The organism is Streptomyces sp. NPDC059456 (genome assembly GCF_042750055.1).
Classification (GTDB): Bacteria; Actinomycetota; Actinomycetes; order Streptomycetales; family Streptomycetaceae; genus Streptomyces.
Window position 1 is genome coordinate 1,844 of record NZ_JBHYVA010000147.1, and the last position, 12,910, is coordinate 14,753.

The 12,910-nt window shown below is 72.4% G+C and carries 13 protein-coding genes; 4 read left to right on the forward strand and 9 right to left on the reverse strand.

Going from position 1 to position 12,910, the window contains the following annotated elements; translation table 11 throughout:
• Positions 1 to 24 precede the first annotated feature (24 nt).
• The 5 genes from fabF to ACFXA3_RS15620 form a co-directional block, all read right to left on the reverse strand.
• Complete coding sequence (fabF, locus tag ACFXA3_RS15600; RefSeq protein ID WP_385187070.1) at positions 25 to 1,290, reverse strand: beta-ketoacyl-ACP synthase II; 1,266 nt, start codon at positions 1,288 to 1,290, stop codon at positions 25 to 27.
• A 79-nt stretch (positions 1,291 to 1,369) separates the two neighbouring features.
• Positions 1,370 to 1,618 carry an acyl carrier protein gene (locus tag ACFXA3_RS15605; protein WP_030227178.1) on the reverse strand — a complete coding sequence of 83 codons (249 nt, stop codon included), beginning with the start codon at positions 1,616 to 1,618 and terminating at the stop codon, positions 1,370 to 1,372.
• 58 nt (positions 1,619 to 1,676) lie between these two features.
• Complete coding sequence (locus tag ACFXA3_RS15610) at positions 1,677 to 2,681, reverse strand: ketoacyl-ACP synthase III (protein WP_054222909.1); 1,005 nt, start codon at positions 2,679 to 2,681, stop codon at positions 1,677 to 1,679.
• A gap of 19 nt (positions 2,682 to 2,700) precedes the next feature.
• Positions 2,701 to 3,624, reverse strand: coding sequence for an ACP S-malonyltransferase (locus tag ACFXA3_RS15615; RefSeq protein WP_385187072.1), 924 nt, complete (start codon positions 3,622 to 3,624; stop codon positions 2,701 to 2,703).
• 89 nt (positions 3,625 to 3,713) lie between these two features.
• Positions 3,714 to 4,919, reverse strand: coding sequence for a PucR family transcriptional regulator (locus ACFXA3_RS15620; protein ID WP_385187074.1), 1,206 nt, complete (start codon positions 4,917 to 4,919; stop codon positions 3,714 to 3,716).
• Between the two features lie 81 nt (positions 4,920 to 5,000).
• On the opposite strand from ACFXA3_RS15620, the gene ACFXA3_RS15625 reads away from it, so the two are divergent.
• The gene (locus tag ACFXA3_RS15625; RefSeq protein WP_385187076.1) at positions 5,001 to 5,654 is read left to right on the forward strand and encodes a pirin family protein; all 654 of its coding nucleotides are present in this window, start codon (positions 5,001 to 5,003) and stop codon (positions 5,652 to 5,654) included.
• 192 nt (positions 5,655 to 5,846) lie between these two features.
• Here ACFXA3_RS15625 and ACFXA3_RS15630 read toward each other — a convergent pair whose 3' ends face one another.
• A complete protein-coding gene (locus tag ACFXA3_RS15630; RefSeq protein WP_385187078.1) occupies positions 5,847 to 6,683 on the reverse strand; it encodes a serine hydrolase domain-containing protein in 837 nt (278 codons plus the stop codon).
• Positions 6,684 to 6,735: 52 nt separating this feature from the next.
• Between ACFXA3_RS15630 and ACFXA3_RS15635 the strand changes: the two genes are divergently transcribed.
• Together ACFXA3_RS15635 and ACFXA3_RS15640 are read left to right on the forward strand one after the other, a co-directional pair.
• The gene (locus tag ACFXA3_RS15635; RefSeq protein WP_376194247.1) at positions 6,736 to 7,131 is read left to right on the forward strand and encodes a MerR family transcriptional regulator; all 396 of its coding nucleotides are present in this window, start codon (positions 6,736 to 6,738) and stop codon (positions 7,129 to 7,131) included.
• Positions 7,128 to 8,147 carry an aldo/keto reductase gene (locus tag ACFXA3_RS15640; protein ID WP_385187080.1) on the forward strand — a complete coding sequence of 340 codons (1,020 nt, stop codon included), beginning with the start codon at positions 7,128 to 7,130 and terminating at the stop codon, positions 8,145 to 8,147. Before ACFXA3_RS15635 ends, ACFXA3_RS15640 begins: the two co-directional genes overlap by 4 nt.
• A gap of 108 nt (positions 8,148 to 8,255) precedes the next feature.
• Here ACFXA3_RS15640 and ACFXA3_RS15645 read toward each other — a convergent pair whose 3' ends face one another.
• The 3 genes from ACFXA3_RS15645 to ACFXA3_RS15655 form a co-directional block, all read right to left on the reverse strand.
• Positions 8,256 to 9,107: a DUF4429 domain-containing protein gene (locus ACFXA3_RS15645; protein WP_385187082.1), complete on the reverse strand. Its 852-nt coding sequence runs from the start codon at positions 9,105 to 9,107 to the stop codon at positions 8,256 to 8,258.
• A 66-nt stretch (positions 9,108 to 9,173) separates the two neighbouring features.
• Positions 9,174 to 10,313 (reverse strand): alpha/beta hydrolase, encoded by a 1,140-nt coding sequence (locus tag ACFXA3_RS15650; protein WP_385187088.1) that lies wholly within the window; start codon positions 10,311 to 10,313, stop codon positions 9,174 to 9,176.
• Between the two features lie 177 nt (positions 10,314 to 10,490).
• Positions 10,491 to 11,135, reverse strand: coding sequence for a TetR/AcrR family transcriptional regulator (locus tag ACFXA3_RS15655; RefSeq protein WP_385187084.1), 645 nt, complete (start codon positions 11,133 to 11,135; stop codon positions 10,491 to 10,493).
• A gap of 141 nt (positions 11,136 to 11,276) precedes the next feature.
• Here ACFXA3_RS15655 and ACFXA3_RS15660 point away from each other — a divergent pair.
• Positions 11,277 to 12,910, forward strand: a 1,634-nt coding sequence (locus ACFXA3_RS15660) for an MFS transporter (protein ID WP_385187086.1), incomplete at its 3' end; no start/stop codon positions are given.

The window sequence follows — 12,910 nt, forward strand, 5'->3', positions numbered from 1 at the left end:
CCTTGGGCAGGGGGACGTCAGGCGTCAGACGGTGCGGAACGCCAGGGTGACGTTGTGGCCGCCGAAGCCGAACGAGTTGTTGATCGCGGAGATCTTGCCGTCGGTCGGCAGCTTGCGCGGCTCGCCGACGACGATGTCCGCGTCGATGTCCTCGTCGAGCTCGTCGACGTTGATGGTCGCCGGGGCCAGCCGGTGGTACAGCGCGAGCACGGTCGCGACGGTCTCGATACCGCCGGCGCCGCCCAGCAGGTGACCGGTCATCGACTTGGTCGCGGAGATCGCGATGTGGTCGAGGTCGTCGCCCAGGACCTTGCGCAGCGCCTTCAGCTCGGCCGTGTCACCCTGCGGGGTCGACGTGGCGTGCGCGTTCACGTGCACCAGCTCGGCGGGGTCGAGGCCCGTGTTGTCGAGCAGGTTCTGCACCGCGGCCGCGACACCGCGGCCCGTCGGCTCCGGCTGCGCGATGTGGTGGCTGTCCGCGGACAGGCCCTGGCCCAGCACCTCGCAGTAGACCCGGGCGCCGCGCGCGGCGGCGTGCTCGGCGGACTCCAGGACGACGACGCCCGCGCCCTCGCCGAGGACGAAGCCGTCACGGGCCTTGTCGTACGGGCGGGAGGCCCGCTCGGGGTTCTCGTTGTTCTTGGACATCGCCATCATGTTGGCGAACGCGGCGATCGGCAGCGGGTGGATCGCCGCCTCGGTGCCGCCCGCGACGACCACGTCGGCACGGCCGGTACGGATCATCTCGACGGCGTAGCCGATGGCCTCGGCGCCGGAGGCGCAGGCGCTGACCGGGGTGTGCACGCCCGCCTGGGCGTTGACCTCCAGGCCGACGTTGGCCGACGGGCCGTTCGGCATGAGCATGGGGACGGTGTGCGGGGAGACCCGGCGCACGCCCTTTTCCTTCAGTACGTCGTACTGGTCGAGCAGGGTGGTGACGCCGCCGATGCCGGAGGCGATCACGGTGCCCAGGCGCTCGGGCGCGATGGACGCGTCCTCGCCCGCCGGGGCGGTGTAGCCGGCATCGGCCCAGGCCTCACGGGCGGCGATGACGGCGAACTGGGCCGAGCGGTCCAGCTTGCGGGCCAGCGGGCGCGGAAGGACCTCGCTGGGGTCCACGGCGGCCGGGGCGGCGATACGGACCGGGAGTTCGGCGAACCGCTCGCCCTCGAGGGGCTTGACGCCGGAACGACCGGCGAGCAGACCTTCCCAGGTCGAAGCGCTGTCGCCACCCAGCGGAGTGGTTGCGCCGATACCGGTGACGACCACGGTGCGATTGGTCGGGCTCACAGGAATTCTTTCTCCACGTCTCAGGGGGTGCTGAATTGTCACGGCGCCACCGCCAGGTGGCGACAAACGCTCGTCAGGCTCAGGCCTGGTGCTTCAGGATGTAGTCGGCGGCGTCGCCGACCGTCTTGAGGTTCTTGACGTCCTCGTCCGGGATCTTCACGTCGAAGCGCTCTTCGGCGGCGACGACGACCTCGACCATGGACAGCGAGTCGACGTCCAGGTCGTCGGTGAAGGACTTGCCGATCTCGACGTCCTCGACCGGGATGCCGGCAATCTCGTTGACGATCTCCGCGAGACCTTCGACGATCTCTTCCTGCGTGGCGGCCATGTGGCGCTCCTTCTCTAGCTAACTGGGGTGGAACAGGGCTGGATACGGATCCGGAGCCCTAGGGGAGGGTAACGACCGTCGCGGCGTAGACGAGTCCCGCCCCGAAGCCGATGACGAGCGCGGTGTCGCCGCTCTTCGCCGCTCCGGTCGCCAGGAGCCGCTCCATGGCGAGCGGGATCGAGGCGGCCGACGTGTTGCCGGTGGTCTCCACGTCACGGGCGACCGTGACGTGCTCCGGCAGCTTGAGAGTCTTCACCATCGAGTCGATGATCCGCATGTTCGCCTGGTGCGGGATGAAGACGTCCAGGTCCTCGGCGGTGATCCCGGCCGCGTCGAGCGCCTGCTGGGCCACCTTGGCCATCTCGAAGACGGCCCAGCGGAAGACCGCCTGGCCCTCCTGCGTGATGGCCGGGAACTTCTGGGCGCTGTCCGTGCTGCGGAACTCGTCCCACGGCACGGTCTGCTTGATCGTCTCGGACTTGTCGCCCTCGGAACCCCACACGGTGGGTCCTATGGCCGGTTCGTCCGAGGGGCCGACGATCACGGCGCCGGCGCCGTCACCGAACAGGAAGGCCGTCGCGCGGTCCTCCAGGTCGGTCAGGTCGGACAGCCGCTCCACGCCGATGACGAGGACGTACTGCGCCGAGCCCTCGATGACCAGGCCCTTGGCCAGCGTCAGGCCGTAGCCGAAGCCGGCGCAGCCCGCCGAGATGTCGAACGCGGCCGGCTTGACCGCGCCGATCCGGTGCGCGATCTCCGTCGCGACGGCGGGCGTCTGCTTGAAGTGCGAGACCGTCGAGACGATCACGGCGCCGATCTGCTCGGGCGAGATCCCGGCATCGGCCAGCGCCTTGCCGGAGGCCTCCACGGACATCGCGGCGACGGTCTCCTGGGGCGAGGCCCAGTGCCGCGTCGCGATGCCGGAGCGGGAGCGGATCCACTCGTCGGACGAGTCGATCGTCTCCAGGATGACCTCGTTGGAGACCACGCGGGTCGGCCGGTAGCCGCCGACGCCGAGGATGCGGGCGTACGGGGAGCCCTTGGCAGGCTTGATCTTCGACATGCTGTGTGGGCTCCTTCTCTCAGGCCGCGTGCTCGGCGAGGAGCGCAGCGGCCTTTTCGAGATCGTCCGGCGTCTTCAGGGCCACGGCCGGAACGCCCTTCAGCGCGCGCTTGGCCAGACCCGTCAGCGTGCCACCCGGGCTGAGCTCGATGATCCCGGTGACGCCCAACGCGCCGAACGTCTCCATGCACAGGTCCCAGCGGACCGGGTTGGCGACCTGGCCGACCAGGCGGGCGACGACGTCGGCGCCCGTGGTGACGACGCGGCCGTCCTTGTTCGAGACGTACTTCAGCTCCGGGTCGGCCGGGACGAGGGCCTGCGCGGCCTCCTCCAGCGTGGCGACCGCGGGAGCCATGTGGTGCGTGTGGAAGGCGCCCGCGACCTTGAGGGCGACGACCTTCATGGAGCCCTCGGGCTTCTCGGCGACCAGGGCCTCGATCTGCTCCATCGTGCCCGCGGCCACGATCTGGCCCGCCCCGTTGATGTTGGCCGGGGTCAGACCCAGCTTCTCCAGGTGCGCGACGACGACCTGCTGGTCGCCCCCGAGCACCGCGGCCATGCCCGTCTCGGTGACGGCGGAGGCCCCGGCCATGGCCAGACCGCGGGTCCGTACGAACGACAGCGCGTCCGCGTCGGACAGCACACCGGCGTACGCGGCGGCCGTGATCTCGCCGACGCTGTGGCCCGCGACGGCGCCGAAGGCCGCACGGGAGCCGCCGCCGAGCGCGGAGGCGGAGAGCAGACCGGCGGCCACCAGCAGCGGCTGGGCCACCGCCGTGTCGCGGATCTCGTCCGCGTCGGCCTTCGTGCCGTAGTGGGCAAGGTCGAGCCCGATGGCGTCCGACCAGGCGGCGACGCGGTCAGCGGCACCGGGGAGGTCGAGCCAGGGAGTCAGGAAGCCGGGCGTCTGTGCGCCTTGGCCGGGAGCGACGAGTACGAGCACCCTCACACTCTCTCTTGTGGATGGTCCCCGCCGCCCGTGGGGACAGGGACCAAGAACCGTCGGGGTAATTGTTGATGTCCGACAAAAGTCTAGGACTGTGGATCGCCGTCGGCCAGACGCCCGAGGATCAAGGCGATCCGCAGAGTGAACGCCGAGCGGACATCGGACGGTGACCAGCCGGTGACGTCGGTCACACGTCGGAGCCGGTAGCGCACCGTGTTCGGGTGTACGAACAGCATCCGCGCGGCCCCTTCCAGGCTGCTCGCCTGCTCCAGATACACGCTCAGCGTCTCCAGCAACGCCGACCCCGCCTCTTCCAGCGGTCTGTAGATCTCCTCCACCAACTGCTCCCGCGCGGAGGGGTCCGAGGCGATCGCGCGCTCGGGCAGGAGATCGTCCGCCAGCACCGGCCGCGGAGCGTCCTGCCAGGCCGTGCACGCCTTCAGACCGGCCGCCGCGGCCTGCGCGGACTTGGTCGCGTTCAGCAGGTCCGGAACCACCGGACCAGCCACCACCGGGCCCGCCGCGAACGGCCCGATCAGCGACTTCGCCACCTGGATCGGGTTGTCGCTGCCGCCCGCGATCACCACCAGCCGGTCGCCCAGCACGCCCGTCAGCACCTGGAGCTTGTGGTGCCGGGCCGCGCGCCGGATCGCCTCGACCGTCAGCTCGCTGTCGCCCTCCGGCGCGGTGCCGAGCACCACGCACACGTGCTCCGGCGAGTTCCAGCCGAGTGCGGCCGCCCGCGACAGCGCGCCCTCGTCGGCCTCGCCCGACAGCACCGCGTTGACCACGAGGGACTCCAGCCGGGCGTCCCACGCCCCGCGCGCCTCGGCCGCCTGCGCGTACACCTGGGCGGTCGCGAACGCGATCTCCCGGGCGTACACCAGCAGCGCCTCGCGCAGGATCGACTCGTCGCCCGGCGCCGCGACCTCCTCGATCGCGGCCTCCATGACCTCGATGGTCGTACGGACCATCTCCACGGTCTGGCGCAGGGTGATCGCGCGGGTCAGCTCGCGCGGAGCCGTCCCGAAGACGTCCGTCGAGATCGCCTGCGGGGTCTCCGGGTGCCGGAACCACTCCGTGAACGCGGCGATACCGGCCTGCGCGACCAGGCCGATCCAGGACCGGTTCTCCGGGGGCATCGCCCGGTACCACGGCAGGGTCTCGTCCATGCGGGCGATCGCGTTGGCGGCGAGCCGGCCGGAGGACTTCTCCAGTCGGCGCAGCGTCGCGGCGTGCGGATGGGCGGGAGCGGGATGCGCGGGGGAATGCTCACGTTCGGGTTGGGGCACGGGACAAGACTGCCTTATCGGGACGGCGGCGCGGAGTCCGGTCCCGCGGCGGCCGTCCGCCGGGGGGCTACGGTGACACTCATGATTGACGTACGCCGCGGAGCCGACCGCTACGGGGGCGGGGACCCGGACACCGGGATCACCACCCTGCACGCCTTCTCCTTCGGCGGGTTCTACGACCCGGAGAACCTGCGCTTCGGCCCGGTCCTCGCCTGCAACGAGGAGACGCTCGCCCCGGGCGCGGGCTTCGACGAGCACCCGCACAGCCACACCGAGATCGTGACCTGGGTCGTCGAGGGCGAGCTCACGCACAAGGGCAGCACCGGCGAGAGCACCCTGGTCCGACCCGGCGACGTGCAGCACCTCGCCGCCGGATCCGGGGCCCGGCACGTCGAGCGCAACGACGGCGCGGCGCCGCTGCGCTTCGTGCAGATGTGGCTCGCGCCGTCCGCCCCCGGCGGGGAGCCCTCGTACGCGCTCGTCCCGCAGCTCGCAGAGGACACCCCGTACGAGGTCCCCGCGGCCGGCGCCGTCCTGCACGTCCGCAGGCCCGGCGCGGGCGAGCGGGTCGCCGTACCGGCGGCGGAGCGGGTCTACCTGCACGTGGTGCGCGGGGACCTGCGTCTGGACGGGGAGGAGCTGGGACCCGGGGACGCGGCCCGGATCACCGGCGAACGGGACCTTGAACTCGTCGCCGGGTCCCCGGGGGAACTGCTGATCTGGGAACTCCCTTAGGGGGTGTCCTGCCGATCAGGCCGGGCACGCGCGCTCGCCGCGTTCTCGTCACTCGCCGACGCTCCGCGTCGACTCGCTCCTCGGCCTTGCGATCGCACGCACCAGACGCCGCTCCCTGATCCGGCCTGATCGGCAGGACACCCCCTAGGGGCGTCCTGCCGCCCCGGCGGACCGGGCGGGTCCCGTGCCGCCTCAGCGGCCGGCGAGCTCGGCGAGGACCGCGTCGGTGAACGGGGGCCAGGCCTCCACGGCCCACGGGCCGAACGCGCGGTCGGCCAGCGCCACGCACGCCGCGCGCGCGTCCGGGTCCACCCACAGGAAGGTGCCGGCCTGCCCGAAGTGGCCGAAGGTGCGCGGCGAGGACGAGGCGCCCGTCCAGTGCGGGGTCTTGCCGTCGCGGATCTCCAGGCCGAGTCCCCAGTCGTTGGGGGACTGGATCCCGTACCCGGGGAGCACGCCCTTGAGGCCCGGGTGGACGACGGAGGTGGCCTCCGCGACCGTGCGCACGTCGAGCAGCCGCGGCGCCTGGAGCTCCGCGGCGAACCGGACGAGGTCGGACACGGTCGAGACGCCGTCCTTGGCGGGCGAGCCCTCCAGCGTCGTCGACGTCATGCCCAGGGGCTCGAACACCGCCTGGTGCAGGTACTCGGCGAAGGGGATGCCGGTGGCCTTGGTGATGTGGTCGCCCAGCACCTCGAAGCCGGCGTTCGAGTACAGCCGCCGGGTCCCGGGCGCGGCCATCGCGCGGTGTTCGTCGAAGGCCAGGCCGCTGGTGTGCGCCAGCAGGTGACGGACCGTCGAACCCTCGGGTCCGGCCGGCTCGTCCAGCTCGATCGCCCCCTCCTCGTACGCGACGAGCGCGGCGTACGCGGCGAGCGGCTTGGTCACCGAGGCCAGCGCGAAACGGTGGTCGACGGGGCCGTGGGAGCCGGCCAGGCTCCCGTCGGCGCGCACGACGGCCGCCGCAGCGGTCGGTACCGGCCAGTTTTCGACGGTTCGCAGACTGTGCAGGGTTTCCACGCTCTCCATGCGGCCGAGCCTACTTGCTTGGAGTGCACTCCAGGGTTTTAGCGTGGTCGCCATGAGCCTGACGCAGACGCGGTACACGATCAGCGAGGTCGAGGCCCGGACCGGTCTGACCCAGCACACCCTGCGCTGGTACGAACGGATCGGCCTGATGCCGCACGTGGACCGCTCCCACTCGGGACAGCGCCGGTTCAGCGACCAGGACCTCCACTGGCTTGCCTTCGTGGGCAAGCTGCGTGCCACCGGGATGTCGGTGGCCGACATGGTCCGTTACGCCGAACTCGTGCGCGAGGGCGAGCACACCGTGGACCAGCGCCGCGAACTGCTGGAGCAGACGCGGCGCGAGGTCCGCGCACGGATCTCGGAACTGACCGACGCGCTCGCCGTACTGGACTTCAAGATCGACATGTATGCCATGGGCACGACCGCGGGGAAGGCGACACAGCAATGACGCAGAACACCACCATCGAGCAGGTCGAACTCGGCAAGGGGGGCCCGCTGGTCGGTGTCCAGGGCCTCGGCTGCATGGGCATGAGCGAGTTCTACGGCGAGACCGACGAGGCGCGCGCCCGCGACACCCTGGAAGCGGCCCTGGTGGCCGGGGTCACCCTCTTCGACACCGCGGACACCTACGGGCGCGGCGCCAACGAGGAGTTCCTCGCGCCGTTCGTGGCCGAGCACCGCGACGAGATCACCCTCGCGACGAAGTTCGGCATCGCGCGCAGCGACGACCCGCAGTACCGGGGCATCCGCAACGACCGTGCGTACATCCGCCAGGCCGTCGAGGACAGCCTGCGGCGGCTCGGGACCGACGTGATCGACCTCTACTACATGCACCGGCGCGACCCGGCCGTGCCCTTCGCCGAGTCGGTGGGCACGATGGCCGAGCTGGTGCAGGAGGGCAAGGTGCGCCTTCTGGGGCTCAGCGAGGTCACCGGCGCCGAGCTGCGCGAGGCGTACGCGGTGCACCCGATCGCGGCGCTGCAGTCGGAGTGGTCGCTGTTCAGCCGGGACGTGGAGCGCAGTGCGGTGGGCGCGGCGGCGGAGCTGGGCGTGGCCTTCGTGCCGTACTCCCCGCTCGGGCGCGGCTTCCTGACCGGCTCGTTCGCGGACGCGGCGGCCGACCTCTCGGCGGCGGACTTCCGCCGCTTCCAGCCCCGGTTCACCGGCGACAACGCCAAGGCCAACGCGGCGCTGCTGGCGCCGGTGCGGCAGATCGCCGAGGCGCACGGCGCGAGCCCGGCGCAGATCGCGCTCGCCTGGGTGCACCAGCAGGCGCAGGTGCACGGGCTGACGGTGGTCCCGATCCCGGGCACCCGCAAGCCCGGCCGCCTCGCGGAGAACACCGCGGCGACCCGGATCACCCTGACGCCCGCGGAGCTGGCCCTGCTGGAGCCGATCGCCGGCCAGGTCGCCGGCGACCGCTACCCGGACATGACCTGGACGTCCGCGGCCCGCGAGGCCTGAGCCGGCCGGCCCGTCCGGATCCACCGTCGCCGGGGTGCCGGTGTCCCCCGGCGGCGGTGCCGGGGCGTCCCCGGGCGGCGGTGCCGGGGCGCGGCCCGGCCGCGGAGCTCAGGCGCCGGCGGCGAAGCGGTCGCGCAGCGCCGTGTACTCGGCGTCGGTCAGCAGGCCCGCGCTGTGCAGTTCGCTCAGGTGGTGCAGGCGCTCGTCGGTACGGGCCGTTGGGACCGAGGCCACCGGGGTGCGGCCGCGCAGGGCGGCGAGGACGGCCGCCGCGAACGGCAGCGACTCGTGCAGCGACCCGTACCCGACGCCGAACACCGCGGACGCCAGGTCGTGGTCGGGACGCGGGTCGGCGGCGGTGTCCCGGCGCAGCAGCCGCAGGTGGCCGCCGGGGCCCTCGGGCGTGCGCCACTCGACTCCGGACAGCTCGGACAGCGGACAACGCTGGTCGCCGGCCTTCCACTTGGCGCTCGTGGCGCCCGTGCGCGACCAGTGGAAGGTGACGGCCGAGCCGTCGAACGCCAGGCGTGCGTCGTACGCCTTCAGCTGGAGCGGAGGCTCCGGGACCTGGACGAGGAATCGTTCCGCCGGTTCGTCCGGACCGGGGCCCAGCCGGGCCCGTACGGCGTCGGCGAACTCGGCCGCCTGCCCGGCCCGGTCGCCCGGCAGCACCAGCCGGTACGGGTCGCAGACCTCGCGCAGCTGCCCGGCCGCGACCTCCATCAACGGATCCGCGCCCGCCCGCGGCAGGGCGTGCAGGACCACCGAGTCCCGTTTCCCCCCGGATCCGGTCGCGTTCACGGTCACCCCCGACAACGCCTCGAAGGGGATCCGCCGCACCCCGAGGGCGTGCCAGAGACGTGGCGTTCGCATCCCCCGTGCGAAGCGGATGACCACCGAGTCCGTGTCGAACTCCCAGACGGCATGGTTTCCGGCCAGTACGTCACCCATGCGGCACATGGTAAAGGGACGCACCCCCGTGCGTCCCCCTTGATGCGAAGCCCGTTTTCCGAGGCTCTACACGTGTCAGTCCCCGTCTGTCCCGGAAATTCCACGGCGGCACGCATCGTCGCCGGTCGCACACACAACGGAACCGAACGCGCCTGTTCCGATTTTGGCGAAGTTGTCCAGGGATCCGGTACCTGGCTCGAAATAGCCGGTGTGGAGCTTCGCCCCGGCCGAGGACAGCAGCCGCGACCCGAATTCCGGCGACACCGGATCCGCCCCGTGGCCGACCCCGCCGACCTCCAGGTGAGGCACGTCCGCGATCCAGTCCCCGGCATCCCGCGTGGCCCACACCCGGGCCGACGTGTGCAGCCCCGCCACCGACTCCGCTCGCATCCCCGGACTGCCGGCCACCACCACGTCCGTCACCCGCTGCGGCAGCGCGTGCGCGGCGACCCCGCACACCACCGACCCGTAGCTGTGGCAGAACAGCGCCACCTGCGCGTCGCCGGGCAGCGCCGCCGTCAGGGCCTCCAGCCGGACCGCCCCGTCGACCGCCATCCGGCCCGTGGCCGCGTCCATGCCGACCCCGGTGGGCGCGGTGTAGCCCGCCCAGGCGATGACCGCGGTGCGGCCGGCGGGAGCCTGCGCGCGCTGGGCCTCGTACAGCGACTGCGCCATCCCGACGGGGGCGGTCAGCCGGCGGGTGGTGCGCTCGAAGGTGAGTGCGTCGGTGTCGACGCCGGGGACGACCACCGAGATCCGCTCGGCCCGGTCGAGGTCGCCGAACACCTCGGCCACGCGGCCGTTGCCGGTCGGGTCGAACGCGAGGATCTGGCGGCCCGGCTCGGCCAGCGAGGCGAAGCGGTGCGAGCGCCGGCCGGCCGTGGCGCGGTCGGCCGGGGTCAGGCTGACGTCCCGGCTGCGCGCGTCCTCCACCCGCTCGGCCTGCTCCAGGCCGCGCAGGTTGGCCCGGTAGCGCAGGGCGGCGGGCGCCCCGTCGAGGTTGCCGACGACCAGCGGGTACCCCTCGGCCAGCCGGGCCCGCTGGGCTCCGTCCAGGCCGGCGAAGAACCGGGCCACCGTCCGTACGGGGGCGTCGGCGGGCGGCAGCGGCCGGCCGTCGATCCGGGCCGCGGCCCAGGAGGCGAGGGCGGCGGTCCGCAGCGAGGTGCCCGCGTCGGGGCGGTGCACCGCGGTCCAGCCGGTGGTCGCCAGCATGATGAAGACCACCGCGAGCGCGAGCAGGGTGCGCAGGGCGGCGGGGCGCGGGTCGGCGCCGACGGGGGAGTGGGCGAGGCCGGGCAGGTTCACTGGGACCAGCGTAGGAGACCGGATCCGGCCACGGGGCCCGGGGTGACCGGGTTCACGGCCGACCGTGGGACCCCGTACGGGCGTTCAGCGCCAGTCCGTGGCCAGCGCGGGGCCGATCTGGTCAAGGCACGCCTCGGTCATCCGCCGGATCGAGGCCACGCTGGCGTCCTGTCCCTGCCCCCACAGCCGGCCGGTGACCCTCATCACCCCGGAGAACGCGGCGACCGCCACGCGGGGCCGCGGGTCCGCGTCCACGTCCAGTCCCTCGCGCCCGGCGATCAGCCGGGCGATGCGCTCCTCCAGCTCGGTGGAGCGGCGCAGGTGCACCGCGAGCAGCGCCGGGGTCGACTCGATGAGCTGGTAGGTGCGCATGTAGAGGTCGACCGGCACCACGTCGGACAGGGCCTCGTCCAGGGTGTCCCAGGCGCCGAGCACCGCGCCCCGCAGGGCCTGGAGCGGCCCCTCGGCCGGCGGCCGGGCGCCCAGCGCGGCGAGGAAGTGCGTCTCGACCAGGTCCTGGACCGCGAAGGCGACCTCCTCCTTGTTGGCGAAGTACCGGAAGAAGGTGCGCTGGGAAACGTCCACGGCGTCGGTGATCTCGTCGACGGTCGTGTGCTCGTACCCCTGGGCGACGAAGAGGAGGAGGGCGGCGCGCATCAGCGCGTCACGGGTGCGCCGCTTCTTGCGCTCGCGCAGTCCGGGCGCGGGCGCCGGCCGCTCGTCGGTCATCACAGAGGGGTGTCCTTTCCGCATGCTCCGCGTGCCGAATCTGACGCTGAGTGAGCGGACAGGGTACCTGTGACCGACCTGACAGCCACTGTCTCGTTAACCCGTTTGTGAAGTGTCAGTCGCTGTCACTAGCCTGTCCGCATGACGAGTCAGATCACCATCGACGACCAGGGCGACCGGGTACCCGTCAAGGAGACCGGCCCCGGGCCGGCCCGCTCCGGGCTGCGCGGACACCCCTGGCTGACCCTCTTCGCCGTGGCGATCGGCGTCATGATGGTCACCCTGGACGGCACGATCGTCGCCGTCGCCAACCCCGCGATCCAGCAGCACCTCGACGCCTCGCTCGCCGACGTCCAATGGATCACCAACGGCTACCTGCTCGCCCTCGCCGTCTCGCTGATCACCGCGGGCAAGCTCGGCGACCGCTTCGGGCACCGCCAGACCTTCCTCATAGGCATCGCTGGCTTCGCCGCGGCCTCCGCCGCCATCGGCCTGTCCTCCGGCGTGCAGTACGTCATCGCCTTCCGCGTGGCACAGGGCCTGTTCGGCGCCCTGCTGATGCCCGCCGCGCTGGGCCTGCTGCGCGCCACCTTCCCCGCCGAGAAGCTCAACATGGCCATCGGCATCTGGGGCATGGTCATCGGCGCCTCGACCGCCGCCGGGCCCATCGTCGGCGGCCTGCTCGTGGAGAACGTCAACTGGCAGTCCGTCTTCTTCATCAACCTGCCCGTCGGCATCATCGCCCTGGCCTTCGGCCTGTTCATCCTGGTCGACCACCGGGCCGAGAACGCCCCCAAGTCCTTCGACGCCGTCGGCATCCTGCTGCTGTCGGCCGCGATGTTCTCGCTGATCTGGGCGCTGATCAAGGCCTCGGAATGGGGCTGGGGCGACACCCGGACCGTCTTGTTCCTGCTCGCCTCCGTCGTCTGCTTCGTGCTCTTCGCCGTCTGGGAGTCGAAGGTCGCCGAACCGCTGATCCCGCTCGGCATGTTCCGCTCGGTGCCGCTGTCCGCGGGCACCGTGCTGATGGTCCTGATGGCCTTCGCCTTCATGGGCGGCCTGTTCTTCGTCACCTTCTACCTGCAGAACGTGCACGGCATGAGCCCCGTCGACAGCGGCCTGCACCTGCTGCCGCTGACCGGCATGATGATCATCGGCTCGCCGCTGGCCGGCGCCGCCATCACCGCCGTCGGCCCGCGGATCCCGCTGGTCACCGGCATGGTCGCGACCGCCGTCGCCTGCTTCGGGATGTCCGCGCTGACCCCGGGCACCGGCACCCTGCAGATGTCGCTCTGGTTCGCCCTCCTCGGTGTCGGCCTCGCGCCCGTCATGGTCGGCGCCACCGAGGTCATCGTCGGCAACGCCCCGCTGGAGCTCTCCGGCGTGGCGGGCGGGCTCCAGCAGGCCGCCATGCAGGTCGGCGGCAGCCTCGGCACCGCGGTCCTCGGCGCGGTCATGGCCACCACCGTCGGCAACTCGTTCGGGGACAACTGGGAGCAGGCGAAGCTGCCCCCGCTCACCCCGGAGCAGCTGGACCTCGCCGAGAAGGGCGTCCAGGTCGGCATCGCCCCGGTCCCGCCGCAGGCCCCGGCCCCGGTCGCCGAGGCCATCACCGAGGTCGCGCACGACACGTTCGTGTCCGGCATGAGCACCGCCTTCACCGTCGCCGGCTGCGTCGCCGTCCTCGCCGCGGTCGTCGCCTGCTTCACCAAGCGCGGCGAGAACGCCGCCGCGGGGGCCGGCGCCGCCCCCCTCTGTGACGCCCCCGCGGCAAC